The organism is Streptomyces sp. MGP-P1 (assembly GCF_057766565.1).
In genome coordinates this window covers 1-16917 of record NZ_JBYMEM010000004.1, presented here as the reverse complement: position 1 = coordinate 16917, position 16917 = coordinate 1, and the positions used below count along the sequence as shown (strand labels likewise).

At 73.5% G+C, this 16917-nt stretch carries 14 protein-coding genes and 3 pseudogenes; 8 read left to right on the top strand and 9 right to left on the bottom strand.

Features of this window, described 5'->3' with window-relative positions:
• The first annotated feature begins 536 nt into the window (after positions 1–536).
• The 3 genes and pseudogenes from AC3CH1_RS07800 to AC3CH1_RS07790 all read left to right on the top strand — a co-directional run.
• Positions 537–1730 (top strand): sensor histidine kinase, encoded by a 1194-nt coding sequence (locus AC3CH1_RS07800; protein ID WP_488462253.1) that lies wholly within the window; start codon positions 537–539, stop codon positions 1728–1730.
• Entirely contained in the window at positions 1727–2371 is a 645-nt protein-coding gene (locus tag AC3CH1_RS07795) for a response regulator (RefSeq protein WP_488462252.1), read from the top strand. The genes AC3CH1_RS07800 and AC3CH1_RS07795 overlap by 4 nt, the downstream gene beginning before the upstream one ends.
• Positions 2372–2384: 13 nt before the next feature.
• A pseudogene (locus AC3CH1_RS07790) lies at positions 2385–2558 on the top strand (methyltransferase); the annotation flags it as partial.
• Between the two features lie 77 nt (positions 2559–2635).
• Here the strand turns inward: AC3CH1_RS07790 and AC3CH1_RS07785 are convergent.
• Complete coding sequence (locus tag AC3CH1_RS07785) at positions 2636–2905, bottom strand: hypothetical protein (RefSeq protein ID WP_488462251.1); 270 nt, start codon at positions 2903–2905, stop codon at positions 2636–2638.
• 254 nt (positions 2906–3159) lie between these two features.
• On the opposite strand from AC3CH1_RS07785, the gene AC3CH1_RS07780 reads away from it, so the two are divergent.
• Positions 3160–3657 (top strand): hypothetical protein, encoded by a 498-nt coding sequence (locus tag AC3CH1_RS07780; protein ID WP_488462250.1) that lies wholly within the window; start codon positions 3160–3162, stop codon positions 3655–3657.
• Positions 3658–3681: 24 nt separating this feature from the next.
• Here AC3CH1_RS07780 and AC3CH1_RS07775 read toward each other — a convergent pair whose 3' ends face one another.
• Complete coding sequence (locus AC3CH1_RS07775) at positions 3682–4419, bottom strand: pentapeptide repeat-containing protein (RefSeq protein WP_488462249.1); 738 nt, start codon at positions 4417–4419, stop codon at positions 3682–3684.
• 102 nt (positions 4420–4521) lie between these two features.
• Here AC3CH1_RS07775 and AC3CH1_RS07770 point away from each other — a divergent pair, with 102 nt between their 5' ends.
• Complete coding sequence (locus AC3CH1_RS07770) at positions 4522–5712, top strand: NAD(P)-binding protein (protein ID WP_488462248.1); 1191 nt, start codon at positions 4522–4524, stop codon at positions 5710–5712.
• 83 nt (positions 5713–5795) lie between these two features.
• On the top strand, positions 5796–6797 hold the full coding sequence (locus AC3CH1_RS07765; RefSeq protein ID WP_488462247.1) for a zinc-binding dehydrogenase: 1002 nt from the start codon (positions 5796–5798) through the stop codon (positions 6795–6797).
• A gap of 12 nt (positions 6798–6809) precedes the next feature.
• Here AC3CH1_RS07765 and AC3CH1_RS07760 read toward each other — a convergent pair.
• Positions 6810–7288: pseudogene (locus AC3CH1_RS07760) on the bottom strand (GNAT family N-acetyltransferase); the annotation flags it as partial.
• A 171-nt stretch (positions 7289–7459) separates the two neighbouring features.
• Complete coding sequence (locus AC3CH1_RS07755; RefSeq protein ID WP_488462246.1) at positions 7460–8404, bottom strand: aminoglycoside phosphotransferase family protein; 945 nt, start codon at positions 8402–8404, stop codon at positions 7460–7462.
• 84 nt (positions 8405–8488) lie between these two features.
• On the opposite strand from AC3CH1_RS07755, the gene AC3CH1_RS07750 reads away from it, so the two are divergent.
• Positions 8489–9889: an NAD(P)/FAD-dependent oxidoreductase gene (locus AC3CH1_RS07750; RefSeq protein WP_488462245.1), complete on the top strand. Its 1401-nt coding sequence runs from the start codon at positions 8489–8491 to the stop codon at positions 9887–9889.
• A 35-nt stretch (positions 9890–9924) separates the two neighbouring features.
• Here the strand turns inward: AC3CH1_RS07750 and AC3CH1_RS07745 are convergent, their stop codons facing one another.
• Complete coding sequence (locus tag AC3CH1_RS07745) at positions 9925–10371, bottom strand: MarR family winged helix-turn-helix transcriptional regulator (protein WP_488462244.1); 447 nt, start codon at positions 10369–10371, stop codon at positions 9925–9927.
• Between the two features lie 254 nt (positions 10372–10625).
• On the opposite strand from AC3CH1_RS07745, the gene AC3CH1_RS07740 reads away from it, so the two are divergent.
• Positions 10626–12095, top strand: coding sequence for an MFS transporter (locus tag AC3CH1_RS07740; protein ID WP_488462243.1), 1470 nt, complete (start codon positions 10626–10628; stop codon positions 12093–12095).
• 222 nt (positions 12096–12317) lie between these two features.
• Here AC3CH1_RS07740 and AC3CH1_RS07735 read toward each other — a convergent pair.
• The 4 genes and pseudogenes from AC3CH1_RS07735 to AC3CH1_RS07720 all read right to left on the bottom strand — a co-directional run.
• Positions 12318–13987 (bottom strand): annotated as a pseudogene (locus AC3CH1_RS07735) (FAD-dependent oxidoreductase).
• A 9-nt stretch (positions 13988–13996) separates the two neighbouring features.
• Positions 13997–14911 (bottom strand): AurF N-oxygenase family protein, encoded by a 915-nt coding sequence (locus AC3CH1_RS07730; RefSeq protein WP_018959789.1) that lies wholly within the window; start codon positions 14909–14911, stop codon positions 13997–13999.
• Between the two features lie 315 nt (positions 14912–15226).
• On the bottom strand, positions 15227–16549 hold the full coding sequence (locus AC3CH1_RS07725) for a cytochrome P450 (RefSeq protein WP_488462242.1): 1323 nt from the start codon (positions 16547–16549) through the stop codon (positions 15227–15229).
• Positions 16550–16635: 86 nt separating this feature from the next.
• Positions 16636–16917: ABC transporter permease (locus AC3CH1_RS07720; protein ID WP_488462241.1), on the bottom strand; the 282-nt coding region annotated here is incomplete at its 5' end.

The window sequence follows — 16917 nt, the reverse complement described above, 5'->3', positions numbered from 1 at the left end:
GCCTCGGCGGGCGGGTTCGGGCGAGACGGAACACGAGGTACGAGGTGGAGCACGGGAGCGATCCGCAGGCCCCGGAGGGGGACGGATCCGCCGACGCCGGCTCCGGCCCGGCCCGGAGCGCTGCCTCTGGGCCGGGGGCCGGCGCTGTCCCCGACGCTGGCCGCAGCCCGGGTTCCGGCTCGGGGGCCGGCGCTGCTCCCGGCTCGGGTTCCGGCTCGGGTTCCGATGCTGCCCGCAGCTCGGGTTCCGGCCCGGGCACGAGCACCAACCCCGGCACGGGCTCGGGTCCGGGTTCCGACGCTGCCCGCAGCTCGGGTTCCGGCCCGGGCACGAGCACCAACCCCGGCACGGGCTCCGGTCCGGGTTCCGACGCTGCCCGCAGCTCGGGTTCCGGCCCGGGTTCCGACGCTGCCCGCAGCTCAGGTGCTGGCTCGGGTTCCGACGCTGCCCCCGGCCCGGGCACGAGCACCAGCCCCGGTCCGGCTTCCGGTCCGGGACCCGGTGCCGACCCCGACGCCCGCTGGCTCGCGCTCCTCATGCACGCCGCGTTCTTCCTCCTGCTCGGCGCCTCGCTGACCCGGTTCCTGATGCGGCACCCCGGGGAGGCCCGCACCCCGTGGATCATCACCCTGTCGATCACCCTGGCGGTGCTGTACCTCCTGGGCCCCGTCCTGGGCTCGCGCCCCACGCCGCGCCGGCTCGCCTGGCTCGGCGTGCTCGTCCTCGTCTGGATGGTGCTGGTCGTCCTCGCGCCGAGCTTCGCGTGGTGCGCGGTGCCGTTGTTCTACACCGGGCTGCGCATCCTGCCGCCGCGCGCGGCCCTCGCCCTGGTCGCCCTGCTCACCGCGTTCGTCGTGGCCGCGCAACTGCGCCTGGCCGAGGGGTTCGACCCGAATCTGGTCCTCGCCCCGCCCGCCGTCGCCGCCGTCGCGACCGCCGTCTTCGTCCACATGCAGCGCCAGGCGGTACGCCAGCGGGAACTGGCCGGACGCCAGCGCGAGCTGATCGACGACCTGCTGCGCACCCGGCGCGAGCTGGCCGCCACCGAGCGACGCGAGGGAACTCTCGCCGAGCGTCAGCGGCTCTCCATGGAGATCCACGACACCCTGGCCCAGGGCCTGTCCAGCCAGCAGATGCTGCTCCAGGCGGCCGACCGCACCTGGAGCACCGACCCGGACGCGGCCCGCCGCCACGTCCGTACGGCCACCGGCATCGCGGAACGCAACCTCACCGAGGCCCGCCGCTTCGTCCACGACCTGGCCCCCGCCGACCTGGCGCAGGGCGGCGGGCTGGAAGCGGCCCTGCGCACGCTGGCGGCCCGGGAGAGCGCCCAGGCGGAGGGCGCGATCACCGTCCACTGCCATGTGGAGGGCTCCCCGGGCGCCCCGCTGCCGGACCGGGTGCAGTCGGCCCTGCTGCGCATCGCCCAAGGGGCCCTGGCCAATGTGCGGGAGCACTCCGGGGCCACCGCCGCCGGGCTGACCCTGACCCACCTCGACGACCGGGTGGTCCTCGACATCGGCGACAACGGCCGCGGCTTCACCGTGGAGCCCGCGCCCGTCCGCAGCCCCGCCACCGTGCGCGGCCACGGGCTCCCCGCCATCCGGGCCCGCGTGCACCAGCTCGGCGGAACGCTCACCATCGAGTCGGCCCCGGGCGAGGGCACGGTCCTCTCGGCCGCGATCCCGCTCGTGCCCGTCCCCCTCACCGCCCCGGAGGACCCCGTATGACCGGCCAAGGCCCGCAGACATCCCCCGTACGCATCCTGCTCTGCGACGACCACGTGGTCGTCCGCGCCGGGCTGCTCGCCCTCCTCGGGAGCGAACCGGACATCGAGGTCGTCGGCGAGGCCGGCAGCGGCGAGGAGGCCGTGGTGCTCGCCGCCCGGCTCACGCCGGACGTCGTCCTCATGGACCTCCAGCTCGGCGAGGGCATCGACGGCGTCGAGGCGACCCGCCGCATCGCGGCCGACGGCACGGTCCACGTCCTCGTGCTGACCACGTACGACACGGACGCCGACATCACCCGGGCCATCGAGGCGGGGGCGACCGGCTATCTGCTGAAGGCGGAGCGCCCCGAGGAACTGTTCGCCGCGATCCGGTCCGCCGCCCAGGGCCGCACCACGCTCTCGGCCCCGGTCGCCAGCCGGGTCATGGCCCGGATGCGTAGCCCCCGCCCCAGCCTCACCGACCGTGAACGAGACATCCTGGCCCAGCTCTCCCAGGGCCTCGGCAACCGCGACATCGCCCGCGCCCTGTTCATCAGCGAGGCCACGGTCAAGACCCACCTGGGCCGGATCTACGACAAGCTCGGCGTCGACACGCGTGCGGGCGCGGTGTCGGTGGCGAAGGAGCAGCGCCTGCTTCCGTGAGCCGGGGCGCGAGGGGCGCGGGGTCACCTACCTCAGCGACCTCAACATGCTGGTGAATCTGGGCGGCCGGGAGCGCACCCGCGATGAATTCGCGGAGGTGTACCGCCGCGCGGGTCTGACCCTCACGGCGGTCACCCCGCTCGCCGAGGCCGCGCCGTTCGCCATGATCGAGGCCGTAGCCGACTGACCTACGCCAACAGCGCCCGGACACCGGACGCCGATGAAGACGTCCCGGAGACAGGATCTCCGGGACGAACCCGGCGATCAGATCTCTGCGAGCACCGCGTCGGCGGTCGTCGCCGTGACGGCGCGCTCGAACCACACATCGAGCACCGCGAGGTCCTTGCAGGCGGTGATCCGCTGCCGTGCTTCATCCGGCACCGTGACACCGCGCACCGCGAGAATCCGCAGAATGTCCTCGGCCCGGCCTTCGACGCGACCTTCCACACGGCCTTCCACACGGCCCTCGTCGCGGCCCTCGTCGCGGAAGCTCTCGGCGACGAAGCCGCGGAAGTGACTGAGACCAGTGCCCATCAGGTTCCTCCAGATCTCACGGGCCGGGGTGGCTCCCAGACCCGCCTCGGTGAATTCGGCGAAAACCGCTGCGGCATCGGCGTCCGTGGCCCGAACAACCCCGGATTCTCCTGAAAGATCCGATGATGAGCCTCATGAGGCGAACTGACCATATGCCGGAGACTAGGAAGTGCTGGGCATATGCGTCCGGCATATCCCCATCGCTTCACTCGATCGTGTCGGTCCGCCCCGGACGGGCATGACACCATCGATCCGTGCTCGACATCGGCTACTCCCTCTCCCGCCGCTTCCCCGACCCCCCGCAGACCGACTACCGCCGCGCGGACGTCCGCGCGCTGCGGCACGATCTGTTCTCCGGCGACATCTACCTCGCGGACACCAAGGCGGACCGCGAGGTGTCCACAGCCTGGGGATGGGTTCCGGTGCTGGACTTCGCGTGGGCGCTGTGCGACATCGTCGAGCAGATCGACCAGGATCCGCGCGGCAACCGCTCGCACCGCCAGCAGTACGCGGAGCTGGACTTCACCGAGTCATCGGACCGGATGATGTTCGAGCGGCGCTTCGGCTGGGTCGACGTCGAGGCGGACTGGATGCCCGGCGACGAGCCCCCGCTCACCTTCAGCCACTCCCTCCTGCGCCGCGAGGCCCGTGACTTCCTGCACGACCTGATCGCCGACCTGGCCGACATGCACGAGGGCCTCGGCGACAACCCCGTGATCTGGGACCTCCAGGCCCGCTTCCCCCGCCTGTGAGGCCCGCGCCGCCGCCCGAGCGCCTCACGCCTCCACCCGCACCCCGATCTGCGCCGCGAACGCCGGAGCCAGCTCCATCAGCTGCAACGGGCTGATCACCGCGCCCGCCAGCCGGTCCACGCCCCGCGCGATGTCCAGCTCGGCCACCGCGCGCAGGTCCACCGACTCCATCCGGACCCCGCTGAAGTCCGCCCGCTTCAGCACGCAGTCCCGGAACTCGACGCGGACCAGGTGCGCGTCCCCGAAGTCCGGCTCCGAGAGCACACAGCCCTCGAAGACGACGTCCTTGAGCCGGGCCTTGCGCAGGTTCAGGTAGTCGATCTTGCCGCCGCGCACCACCACCCGCTCCAGCACCGCACCATGCAGCTGCACCCCGCCCAGGCGCGCGTCCACCACCTCCACGTCCCGCAGCGACGCCTCCGCGAGATCGGTGCCCACACCGCGTACACCCGTCAGCACCGCGTCGATGAAGCGGGCCCGCGCCAGCTCCGCGCGGTCCAGGGTGCAGCCGTCCAGGGCGCAGTCCATGAACCGGGCGCCCCGGCCCGACGCGTCCGCCAGGTCCACCCCGTCGAAGCGCACCCCGTCGTAGTCCCCGTCCGGCTCCAGACCCTCGCCGTCGTAGGGAACGAGCGGTGGCAGCCGCACCTCCGGACGCCGCGCCGCCGCGACGGCGTCCTTCCTGCCCTTGGCCGCCCTGGCCCCTCTGGCCCCCTTGGTCGCCCCGGTCTCTCTGGTCGTCCTGCCCTCGCTCGCTGCCATGCCCCCATCGTGACGCACCCCACTGACAACGCCCCGGCGAACGTGTCACGAGCCGCCGCCCCGGATCCGTCGCATCGTCAAAGACGCGAAGGAGATCCAGCCATGGGACACATCCACGTCATCGGCGGCGGCCTCGCCGGCCTCACCGCCGCCATCACCGCGGCCGAGTCCGGTGCGCGCGTCACCCTGTACGAGGGCCACCGGACCCTCGGCGGCCGGGCCAGGACCGCGGACGGGCCGTACCGCGCCAACGAAGGCCCGCACGCCCTGTACCGGCGCGGGCCGCACTGGACCTGGCTGACCCGGCGCGGTCTTCTCGGCGCCGTCGTCTCCGTACCGCCCCGCGAAGGCCTCCGCTTCCGTTTCCGCCGCGCGGGAGCCGCCCGCCGGACCCCGCCCGTGGCTCTGCTGCGGCTCGCCCGCCGGGCCCCCCGCACGGCCCCGGTCGACATCGCCTTCCTGGAGTGGGCCGCCGGGCAGGTCGGCGAGGAGGGTGCCCGGGCCGCCGCGAACTTCGCCGCCACCGCGCTGTTCCACCACGACCCGGGCTCGCTCTCCGCCCGGTTCGTCCAGGAGCGCCTGCACCGCCTGGCTTCGTTCCCGCCCGAGGCCCACTACCCGGTCGGCGGCTGGGCTCCGCTCGTCGAGCGGCTGGCCGGTCACGCCCGGGGCCTCGGGGTCGGCATCGAGACCGCCGCCCGCGTCGATGCCCGGAAGCTCGGCGAGCTGACCCGTACCGGACCGGTCGTCGTCGCCACCGCCCTCGACTCCGCCCGTGTCCTCCTCGACGACGCGTCCCTCGCCTGGGAGAGCGGCCGCACCGTCCTGCTGGACCTGGCGGTGCGCACCCGGCGCGGCGATGCGTTCGTCGTGTCGGACCTGGACGCGCCCGGCTGGCTGGAGCGGTTCACCGCCCAGGATCCCGGCCTCGCCCCGGCCGGCGAACAGCTGCTCCAGGGCCAGTTCCCCATCGGCCCCGACGCGCGCAGGGCGGAAGGGACCGCGCGGGCCGAGGAACTCCTCGACCTCGGCTTCCCCGGCTGGCGGGAGCGCACCACCTGGCGCGTCGAGGCCCTCGCCGACGGCCGCACCGGGGCCGTCGACCGCCCGGGCACCACCTGGCGGGACCGGCCCTCCGTCGTCCGGGGCGACGGGATCTTCCTGGCGGGCGACCAGGTCGCCGCCCCCGGACTCCTCAGCGAGGTCTCCTTCACCAGCGGCATCGAAGCCGCCCTGCTCGCCGTGAAGGCCGCCGGACAGCGCTCCAGGACGGAAGCCCGGGACCGGGGTTGACCTCAAGCGGTCTTGAGGTACGAGGGTGTGGGCACAGCCCGCAGCGGGGACCCGGCCCGCGGCGCGAACCCAGGGAGCCCGTCATGCACGCCGTACGCCTCCACGCCTTCGGCCCCGCCGAGAACCTCGTGTACGAGCGGGCCGAGGACCCCGTCCCCGGCCCCGGCCAGGTCCGTATCGCCGTGGCCGCGGCCGGGGTCCACGTTCTGGACACCGTTCTGCGGGAAGGGGAGCGCGGCCCGTACCCGGAGCCCGCCCGCCTCCCCACCGTCCCCGGCCGCGAGATCGCCGGAACCGTCGAGTCGGTGGGCGAGGGCGTCGGCGCCGCATGGCTCGGCAAGCGCGTCGTCGCCCACATCGGCATGGCGCCGGGCGGGTACGCCGAACTCACCGTCACCGAGGCCGACCGGCTCCACGAGATCCCCGAGGGGCTCGACGCCGCCCGGGCCGTCGCCATGATCGGCACCGGCCGCACCGCCCTCGGCATCCTCGGGTTCACCCCGCTCGGCCCGCATTCGGTGGTCGTCGTCACCGCGGCGGCGGGCGGGATCGGCACCCTCGTCGTCCAGCACGCGAAGAACGCCGGGGCCACCGTGATCGCGCTGGCCGGGGGCCCGGCGAAGGTGGCCCGGGCGGAGGCCGAAGGCGCCGACCTCGCCCTCGACTACACCCGGCCCGACTGGCCCCGCAGGGCCCGCGAACACCTCGAAGCGGCGGGGCTGCGGGCCACCGTCGTCTACGACGCCGTCGGCGGGACCACCGCCCGCGCCGCCGTGGACCTGCTCGGCCCCGGCGGGCAGCACGTGGTCTACGGGTGGTCGGGCGTTAGCCTCCTCGACGGGGGGCCGCTCACCTTCACCGAAGAGGAACTGGCCGAACGCGCCATCACGTCCGCATCCGTCCTCGGGCCGGGGATGATCGAGAGGGGCGGCGGTCTGCGCGCGCTGGAGACCCGTGCCCTCGCCGAGGCGGCGGCCGGTCGGCTGCGCCCCGCCGTACAGCGCTTCCCGCTCGCCGAGGCCGCCGCCGCGCACCGCGCGCTGGAGACCCGGGGCACGATCGGCAAGGTGGTCCTGGAGCCGTAGTTCGGCCCCGCGACCGTCCGCCCCCAGCCGGGCCAGGGCCCCGTCCGTCAGCCGGTACGCCGTCCACTCGTCCTGCGAGCGCGCGCCGAGCGACTCGTAGAACGCGATGGAAGGGACGTTCCGGTCGAGGACGGACCACTCCAACCGCTGGTAGCCGCGCTCCACGCAGATCCGTGCCAGCTCCGTCAGCAGCGCCCTGCCGTGGCCGGCGCCGCGCCGGTCGGGGCGGACGTACAGGTCCTCCAGGTAGATGCCGTGCACTCCGCGCCAGGTCGAGAAGTTCAGGAGCCACAGGGCGAAGCCGATCACCTCGCCGCCGTCGTCGTCGGCCGTCGCCGCGTGCGCTTGGGCGGCGGGCCGGTCGCCGAACAGCGCCTCGTGCAGCTGGTCCTCGGTGGCGACGACCTCGTCCAGGGCTTCTCGTACGCGACGAGATCCCGCACCAGGGAGTGCAGGACGGGGACGTCTTCAGGTGTTGCGGTACGCATCATGGGCGCAACGTAAACAACCCGCGGCCCGGGCCACATCCTGGTTGTCCCGATCACCGACCCGGCCCCGACTCCGCACCGGCCACGGCTTCGCCCCTCCCCCTGGCCCGCGCCCGGCCCCGCCACGACTCCGCCCCTGCCCCCGCCCCGACCGGCACGCGGGAGGCGGGCCCCTCACCGCCCCAGCAGCCGCCGGGCGATCTCCGCGTGGTCGGGGGAGATCCGGCCCTCCCCGCCCCCGGCCGCCCACAGCCCGTTCTGGAGCACCCGCCCCAGCGTCCAGGCCCGCGCCCGCTCCCGGTCCAGGCCCAGCGCCTCCGTCAACGCGTCGAACCGCCACACCACCTCGTCGGCGTCGAAGAGGTTGTCCAACGCAGGGAACAGCTCGAATCCCGGGTCCCCCGCGAGCGGCTTCGGGTCGAGCGCCACCCACTCCCCGGCCCGCCCGGCGTCCGCGCGCCCGGCCAGGATGTTGTCGTAGTGCAGGTCCCAGTGCAGCAGCCGGTCCCCCGGCTCCCCCGCGACCTCCCGTACGGCCGCCGCGCAGTCCGCGATCAGCCGCCGGTCCTCGGCGTCCGCCAGCAGGCCCACCCGCTCCGGGACCGCCGCGAGCATCCGCTCCACCGCCCCGCCCAACGTGCGCAGCCCCTCCGGCGCGGGCACCGCCACCAGCCGGGCCAGCACCGCGCCGAGAACCGTCACCGCCTCCCGCACGTCGGCCTCGCCGGACAACGGCCGCCGCGCGTCGAGCCGTTCCAGCAGCATCGCACCGGTCTCCGGGTCATGGCCGAGCAGCTCCACCACCCCGGCCCCCGCATCGGTCCACGCCCGCAGCGCGACCGGTTCGCCCGCCGTCTCCTCGTCCACCGACTGGAGTTTCAGCGCGGCGGGCCGCCCGTCGGACTCCCGCACCACCGGCAGGACCAGGGCGCACATCCCGTACATCGACGGGCCGTCCGGCCGCAGCCCCCACCGCTCCAGGCACCGCTCGGCGAGGCCGGGCAGGGCGGCGACGAAGGCCCGGCCGGCCGCTCCGTTGTACTGGGACTGTGTGGCGATCAGTTCTTCGGGAATGTCGATCACCCCACCGATCCTAGGGACCCGCGCCGACCGGGCCATGACGGAACAGCCCCGCGCGCAGTAACGTCCCGCCACACGTACGCTCGGCATCTCACCGGACCGGGCAGGGACACCAGGGGCATCATGAGCACCGTCAGTACCGTCGTCGGCGGCATATCGTTCTGGTACGCGCAGGAGGGCACCCCCGCCCCGCGCGAACCCCTCCCCGGCGACACGAGCGTCGACGTCTGCATCGTCGGAGGCGGCTACACCGGGCTCTGGACGGCGTACTACCTGAAGAAGGCCGTCCCCTTCCTCAACATCACCGTCCTGGAAGCCAAGTTCTGCGGCTACGGGGCCTCCGGCCGTAACGGCGGCTGGCTGTACAACGGCATCGCGGGCCGCGACCGGTACGCGAAACTGCACGGCCACGACGCCGCCGTACGGCTCCAGAAGGCGATGAACGACACCGTCGGCGAGGTCGTGCGGACCGCCGCGGAAGAGAAGATCGACGCCGACATCCACCAGGGCGGCGTCCTGGAAGTGGCCCACACCCCCTCCCAGCTCGCCCGGCTCAAGGACTTCCACAGCCTCGAGATCGCCTTCGGGGAGAGCGACCGGGTCCTGCGCGGCGCCCGCGAGACCGCCGAGCGCGTCCATGTGACCGGGGCCGTCGGCTCGTCCTGGACCCCGCACGGCGCCCGGCTGCACCCGGCCAAGCTGGTCAAGGGCCTCGCGGACGTGGTGGAGGCGCTCGGCGTGACCATCCACGAGTCGACGCCGGTCACCGAGATCAAGCCCAAGCACGCCGTGACGCCGTACGGCACGGTCCGCGCCCCGTACGTCCTGCGCTGCACCGAGGGCTTCACCGCGAGCCTCAAGGGGCAGAAGCGCACCTGGCTCCCGATGAACTCCTCCATGATCGTCACCGAGCCGCTGCCCGCCCGGATCTGGGACACGATCGGGTGGGAGGGCCGCGAGACCCTCGGCGACCTGGCCCACGCCTACTTCTACGCCCAGCGCACCGCCGACGACCGCATCGCGCTCGGCGGCCGCGGCTACCCGTACCGCTTCGGCTCGGCCACCGACAACGACGGCCGCACCCAGCCCGCCACCGTGGCCGCCCTGCGCGATCTGATGGTCCGGCTCTTCCCCACCACGGCGGGCGTCCACGTCGACCACGCCTGGTCCGGCGTCCTCGGCGTCCCGCGCGACTGGTGCGCCACGGTCACCCTGGACCGCTCGACGGGCCTGGGCTGGGCGGGCGGTTACGTCGGCTCCGGCGTCGCCACCGCCAACCTCGCCGCACGCACCCTGCGCGACCTGATCCAGCAGGACTCCGGGCAGGCGGGCCCGACGGATCTGACCACCCTGCCGTGGGTGAACCACAAGGTCCGCCGCTGGGAGCCGGAGCCCTTCCGCTGGCTCGGCGTCCACGGCATGTACGCGGCCTACCGCGCAGCCGACCGCCGCGAGAGCACTTCGCCCCGCACCGGCACGGACCCCGTCGCCAGGGTGGCCGACCGCATCGCGGGCCGCCACTGAGCCACTGAGCCACCAGTCCGCGGCCCCGGCCCCGCTCAGTCGCGCGGCCAGGGCCGTCCGTCGAGACGCTCGATGGAGAGGTTCAGGCGGCCGAGGGAGTCGGCGAGCTGCTGGGCCTCCTCGGGGGTCCAGTCGTTAAGGACCTTCGCGAGGCCCGCCATGTTCCTCGCCCGGTCGCTCTCCAGGCGGCGTCCGCCCTCCTCGGTGATGGCGAACTTGCGGGCGATGCCGCCGTCGGGGTCCGGGATCCGCTCGACGACCCCGGCACGCAGCATCGCGGCGGTCTGCCGGTTGAGCGTGGAGGCGTCCAGACGGAAGGCGTCGCCGAGCTGGCCGATGGACATGGGCCCCTCCACCTGGATCCGGCTGAGCAGGATGTAGGCGGACCGGTCGAGCTGCCAGTCCACACGCGGGGTGACCATGTGCATGTACCGGCCGAGCAGCATCGTCTCGCGTTCGATCCGGTCGATGGGCTTGTCCACGCGCTGCTTCCTTCGTCGAACCAGGTCTCTCACGATAGATGTGCATGATGCACGCACTGTGCATGATGCACAATCAATGTATCTTGCATAGTCGAACGCCGGGAACGCGGCTCGAAAGCACGGCTCGAAAGCTCGGCCCGAAAGCTCGGCCTGAAAGCTCAGCTCGGCCCGAGAGCGCGTACGCGAGAGCGAACGACCCGAACGAACGACCCGAACGACCGACCGGCCCGGAAGGGCAAGAGGGAGCAGTACCCGTGGAGAGTTCACCCCCCGCAGCCCGCCCGGGAGGCGTGGTCGGCATCCTGGCCTTCGCCGGCATCGTGGCGGCACTCACCCAGACCCTGGTGGTACCGCTGATCGCGGAGCTGCCGAAGATGTTCGACACCTCCGCGTCGAACGCCTCCTGGGTGATCACCGCCACCCTGCTGGCCGCCGCCGTGGCCACGCCCGTCGCCGGGCGGCTCGGCGACATGTACGGCAAGCGGCGCATGCTGCTCGTCTCGCTCGTCCCGCTGGTCCTCGGCTCGGTGGTCTGCGCCCTGTCCTCGTCGGTGGTCCCGATGATCGCCGGGCGCGGGCTCCAGGGCCTGGGCATGGGCGTGGTCCCGCTCGGCATCAGCCTGCTGCGCGATGTGGTGCCGGCCGAGAAGCTCGGCCCGTCCATCGCGATCATGAGCGCCTCGATGGGCGTGGGGGGCGCGCTGGGCCTGCCGTTCGCCGCCGCCATCGCGGAGAACACCAGCTGGCGGGTGCTGTTCTGGGTGGTCGCCGTGCTGGCCCTCGCGGTCGGCGCGCTGATACTCGCCCTGGTCCCCGGGGACCGCCCGGCCACCAGGTCCACCAGCTTCGACCTGCTCGGGGCCGTCGGCCTCGGCACCGCCCTGATCTGTCTGCTGCTCGCCGTCTCCAAGGGCGCCGACTGGGGCTGGGGCAGCGCCACCACGCTCGCCCTCCTAGCCGCCGTGCTGGTGCTGCTGCCCGCCTGGGGCTGGTGGGAACTGCGCCTCAGCGAACCGCTGGTCGACCTGCGCGTCACCGCCCGCCCCCAGGTCCTGATGACGAACACGGCCTCGATCCTGGTCGGCTTCGCGATGTACGCGCAGTCCCTCGTCGTGCCCCAGCTGCTCCAGCTGCCCGAGGCCACCGGCTACGGCCTGGGCCAGTCGATGCTGGCGATGGGCCTGTGGATGGCCCCGGCAGGCCTGATGATGATGGCGATGTCCCCGGTCGGCGCGAAGCTGTCCGCCGCCAAGGGCCCGAAGGTCACCCTGGCCGTCGGCAGCCTCCTCATCGCCGCCGGCTACGGCCTGTCCGTACCGCTGATCGGCGCGGACTCCCCGTGGAGCCTGCTGATCGTCACCCTCGTCTGCAACTCGGGCGTCGGCTTCGCGTACGGGGCGATGCCCGCGCTCATCATGAGCGCGGTGCCCCAGTCCGAGACCGCGTCGGCGAACAGCTTCAACGCCCTGATGCGCTCGATCGGCACGTCCTTCGCGGCGGCGGTGATCGGCGTGGTCCTGGCCCGGATGACCACGGACTTCGGCGGCTTCCCGCTGGCTTCCCAGAACGGCTTCCGCGTCGCGATGCTCATCGGCTGCGGCGTGGGCCTCGCGGCGGCGGTCGTCGCCGCTCTCATCCCCGTAAGCCCGGCGACCGCGCCCCTGCGGCCGGCCGCCGCGAGCGGTCCCGCGGGGGTGCCGGAGGCCTCGGAGTCCAAGGCCTGACCGTCCTCGCCCGTACGGAGCACGGCCCGCTGGCCCGACGGCTGAACCGCCGGGCCACGGGCCGCACTTCGTCCGGTGACCCGGCACCGCAGGTCACGACGCCGGGCCGGCGGGCCAGCGCGTCAGCAGGTCGCGAGCCAGCGGGCCAGCACGTCCCGGGGCAGCGGGCCAGCGCGTCCCGGGTCAGCACGGCCCGGGTCAGCGAGTCAGCGAGTCAGCGAGTCAGCGAGTCAGTCTCAGCAGCCGTCCGGCTCGCGCCGTCGCGACCAGCTCCTCGACGGTGGCGAGCTTCACCCGGGGCCGCCCGTCGCGCCGCCCCCGGTCCCGTTCGGCACGGTCGATCGCGGCCAGGCCCCGGGCGTCCACCACCCGGCGGTTACGCCGACGGGCCAGGCGCCGGAACGCCTTGGCGTCGCCCGTCGGGGCAGGCAGGGTCCCGGCGACCGCGTCGGCCAGGAGCGTGCCGACCGTCTCGGCCGCGCAGGTGCGGTTCGCGCCGATCCCGCCGGAGGGCCCCCGCTTGATCCAGCCGACCACATAGCCGCCGGGCAGACCGGCGATCCGGCCGCCCTCGTGCGGGACGGTGCCCGAGGCCTCGTCGAACGGCAGCCCGGGGACCGGCAGCCCTCGGTAACCGATGGCTCGCAGCAGCATTCCGGCGGCCAGATCCACCGCGCCCTCGCCGCCGCCGTCGGTGACCCGCACAGCACGCGCGCCCGCCTCACCCCGGACCTCCACCGGCTCGGAGTGGAAGCGGAGCACGATGCGCCGGTCCGCCCCTCGACCGGGCCCGGGGGACGCGGCGGCCGTCCGCACCCGGGCGAGCCCCCGGAGCAGCCCGGCCCGGTCGCCCGCCCCGGCCGCGTCGATCGCCGCCCCCGTCCGCGGATCGTGGTCGTCCACCACCAGCTCCACGCCCGGCAGATGCTTCAGCGCGAGGAGTTCGGAGCGGGTGTACGCGGCGTCCCCGGGCCCCCGCCGCCCCAGCACCACCACCTCACGGACCCGGCTCGCCCGCAGCGCTTCCAACGCGTGGGCGGCGATGTCCGTGCCCGCGAGCGCCTCCGGGTCGGCGACCAGGATCCGGGCGACGTCGAGGGCGACGTTGCCGTTGCCCACCACGACGACCCGCTCGGCGGACAGGTCGACGCCCTGCGCGACGGACTCCGGATGGGCGTTGTACCAGGCGACGAACGAGGTCGCCGACAGGCATCCGGGCCCTTCCTCGCCGGGGATGCCGAGCCGCCGGTCCGTGGAGGCGCCGACCGCGTAGATCACCGCGTCGTGGTGCGCGGCCAGCTCCTCCGCCGTGACGTCCCGGCCCACCTCGATGCCCAGGTGCATCCGGACCCGGGGGTGGGAGTGGAAACGGGAGAAGGCGTCGCCGGCCTTCTTCGTCGCGGGGTGGTCCGGGGCCACGCCGTACCGGACGAGCCCGCCGGCCACCGGCAGCCGGTCGATCAGGGTCACCTCGGCGGCCGTGTGCAGCAACAGGTCCTGCGCCGCGTACATCCCGGCGGGCCCGGTGCCGACGACGGCCACCCGCAGCGGCCCGAAGTCGGACGGCAGGCTGCGCCCGAAGACCGGCTCGCCCCAGACGTGGAAGTTGGGCCCCTCCGCCGCCCCGGGGGCCGGCTCCCGCCCTCGTAATAGGCGGCGTTGATCTCGGCGTACTCCCGCTGCGCGGCGGACAACGAGTCCACGGGGAAGATCGCGTCCACCGGGCAGGCGTCCGCGCAGGCCCCGCAGTCGATGCACGCCCGGGGGTCGATGTGCAGCATCTCCGTACTGCCGAAGGCGCGCTCCTCCGGCGTCGGGTGGATGCAGTTGACCGGGCAGACGGCCACGCAGGTGGCGTCGTTGCAGCAGGTCTGGGTGATGGCGTAGGTCATGGCCCCGGCTCAGATCAGGTTCGCGCGCTTGTAGAACGCGAGGGCGGGCTTGGTGAGGAGGCGGGCGGAGGCCAGGAAGTCCATCAGCCCCGAACAGCTGGACCGCATCATCGACTTGTGGTGCTCGTTGCGCCGGGCGGCGGCCAGCGCGCGCTGCTTGTCCAGCCCTGCCCTCCGGTAGACCTCCGGATTCACCATGCTGGTCACGATGAAGTACGAGGCGACGGCGACGACGAACGCGTTGAGCTGCCGCCGCGCCCATCCGGCGCCCTCCAGGCGCTTGAGGGTCTCGTCCCGGGCGAACTTCATGTGCCGGGACTCCTCCACCACATGGATGTTGTTGATGGTGCGGACGAACGGCACGACCCGCTCGTCGCGCATCCAGTCCCGCTGCATCACGTCGAGCACTTCCTCGGCGACCAGGATCGCCGCGTACGCCGCCTCGCCGAACGCCAGCGTCTTGAAGGCCCTGCCCAGCTCCATCACCGCACGGCGGGGCCGGTAATGCGGCGCCCCGAGCTTCTGCGCACCGCGCGCGAACATGATCGAGTGGCGGCACTCCTCGGCTATCTCGGTGAGCGCCCACTGGAACTCCGCGCCCGCCGGGTTCTTCATGTAGATGTCGCGCAGCACCATCTGCTGGAGGATCATCTCGAACCAGATCCCGGTGCTGGCGACCGAGGCCGCCTCCTGCCGGGTGAGCTCCTTGCGCTGCCCCTCGGTCAACTCGCCCCAGTACGCGGTCCCGTAGAGGCTGCACCACTCCGGACTCGCGCCGTGGAACTCCTTGTCCAGCGGCGTCTCCCAGTCCACCTCGGTGGCCGGGTCGTACGCCAGCTGCGCGGCCGAGTCGAGCAGCCGCCGCGCGACGTCGTCGCCCTCGGGACTCTCCTGGACCTTCGACGGAACGGTGCTGCCGGCCATGCTGCGGCTCCTTGGGTCGAGTGCGGTGATCCTCGATCGTGGTGAGGTGCGTACATCGGCCGACCGCCGCGTACGGAGACGGCTCACGCTGTACGCAATCGGCTCCCGCTGTACGGGGTCGGGTCGTGCTGTGCCGTACGGGACCACCGGGGCCGGGGGCGACGGCCCGCGCCGGACCGGACACCAGACCGGACACCGGCCGACCCGGGATCCTTGTTAGACGCAAGGTATAACAAGGATCCCGGGCCGCCTACCCCTCGGTAGAAATCGGTACGGACGCTCACCACATCTCCTCGCCCCGAAGGCAGTTCGGCGCTATCCCTCCCCCCAGGCAACCGGCAGGGAGACCACTCCGTAGATGCTGGAGCGTTCACGCAGCGGCACTTCCCCCGGCGGGACCGCGAGGCGCAGAGAGGGAAAGCGGGCGAGGAGCGCCGGGAGCGCGACGGTCATCTCGACCCGCGCGAGCTGCTGACCGAGGCACTGGTGGGGGCCGTGACCGAAGGAGAGATGCCCGGTGGCCCGGCGACGGATGTCGAGCCGGTCGGGCTCGGGGAACCTGCGCGGATCACGGTTGGCGGCCTGCACGGACACGGTCACCGTCTCCCCCGCCCTGATCAGCTCACCCGCCACCTCGACGTCCTCCAGCGCGGACCGCAACAGCGGGTCGGCCACGCTGAGGTAGCGCAGCAGCTCCTCCGCGGCCGGCCCGGCGAGACCCGGATCGCCGCGCAGGGCCTCCAGCTGCCCGGGGTTGGCCAGCAGGGCGAAGACGCCCAGGCCGAGCATGTTCGCAGTGGTGTCGAGCCCGGCGGCGAGGAGCAACCCGCCGACCCCGGCCAACTCCTCGTCGCTGAGACCGGAGGCGGCGGGTCCGGGAGCGGCGGGGTCACCGGACCCGGTGCCGGATACGGGCCCGGGGGCCGCGAGATCGCTGAGCAGGTCGTCGGTGGGCTCGGCCCGCTTGGCGAGCACGAGTTCACCGACGTACCGGAGCAGCCCCGCGTAGGCCTCGTCCCTGACCCCGGCGTCGGCCGCCTGGTCGAAGATGACCTCGACCAGCCCCAGAAAGCGCCCCCGGTCGGCGTAGGGCACGCCGAGCAACTCGCAGATCACCAGCGTGGGCACGGGCCGGGCGAAGGCCTCCACCAGGTCGGCCGTGGGTCCGGCCTGCTCCATGGCGTCCAGGCAGTCGGCGGTGAACCGCTCGATACGACCGGTCAGTTGACGCATCCGGCGCACGGTGAACCGGCCGGCGAGCAGTCTGCGGTAGCGGGTGTGCTCCGGGGCGTCGAGGCCGATGATGTCCCCGACGGGCGCCGGCGGCAGCTCCGCCGGCGCGCCCTCCATCGCCATCGGCAGGTGCAGGAGCTCGTAGCGGGAACTGAAGCGCGGATCGGCCAGCACCGCGCGGGCCGCGGCGTGCCCGGTGACCAGCCGGCCCACGTGCCCGTCGGCGTAGCGGAGGCGGCGAACCGGCCGGTCGCTCAGCGCGGTGAGCGCGGCGGGCGGATCGAAGGGGCAGCCGGTGTGCCGGTCGGTGGGCAGCACGGGGGGCTCGTCGGCGGTCACGGAGTCGGTGGGCAGCACGGGCGGCCCGTCGGCGGTCACGGAGTCGGTGGCCGGGTCGTACGCCATCAGGTTCTCCCCAGGTCGTCGGATCGAGCCATCGGATCGAGGCACCGGAGCTGAAGTCATCGGGGCCGGGTCATCGCGGCGGGAGCTCACCGGGGGTCCTGGCCGAACTTCGAGGTCGCCCAGAAGTAGCCGAGCACCACGAGCCCCAGGCTCCAGCCGACGGCCAGCCAGCCGTTGTGGCCGATCTCGGTGCCGAGGAGCAGGCCGCGCAGGGTCTCGATGACGGGGGTGAAGGGCTGGTACTCGGCGATCGGCCGGAACCAGCCCGGCATCGTCTCCACCGGGATGAAGGCGCTGGACAGCATCGGGAGCAGCACCATCGGCAGGGCGTTGTTGCTGGCGGCCTCGGCGTTCGGGCTGATGAGACC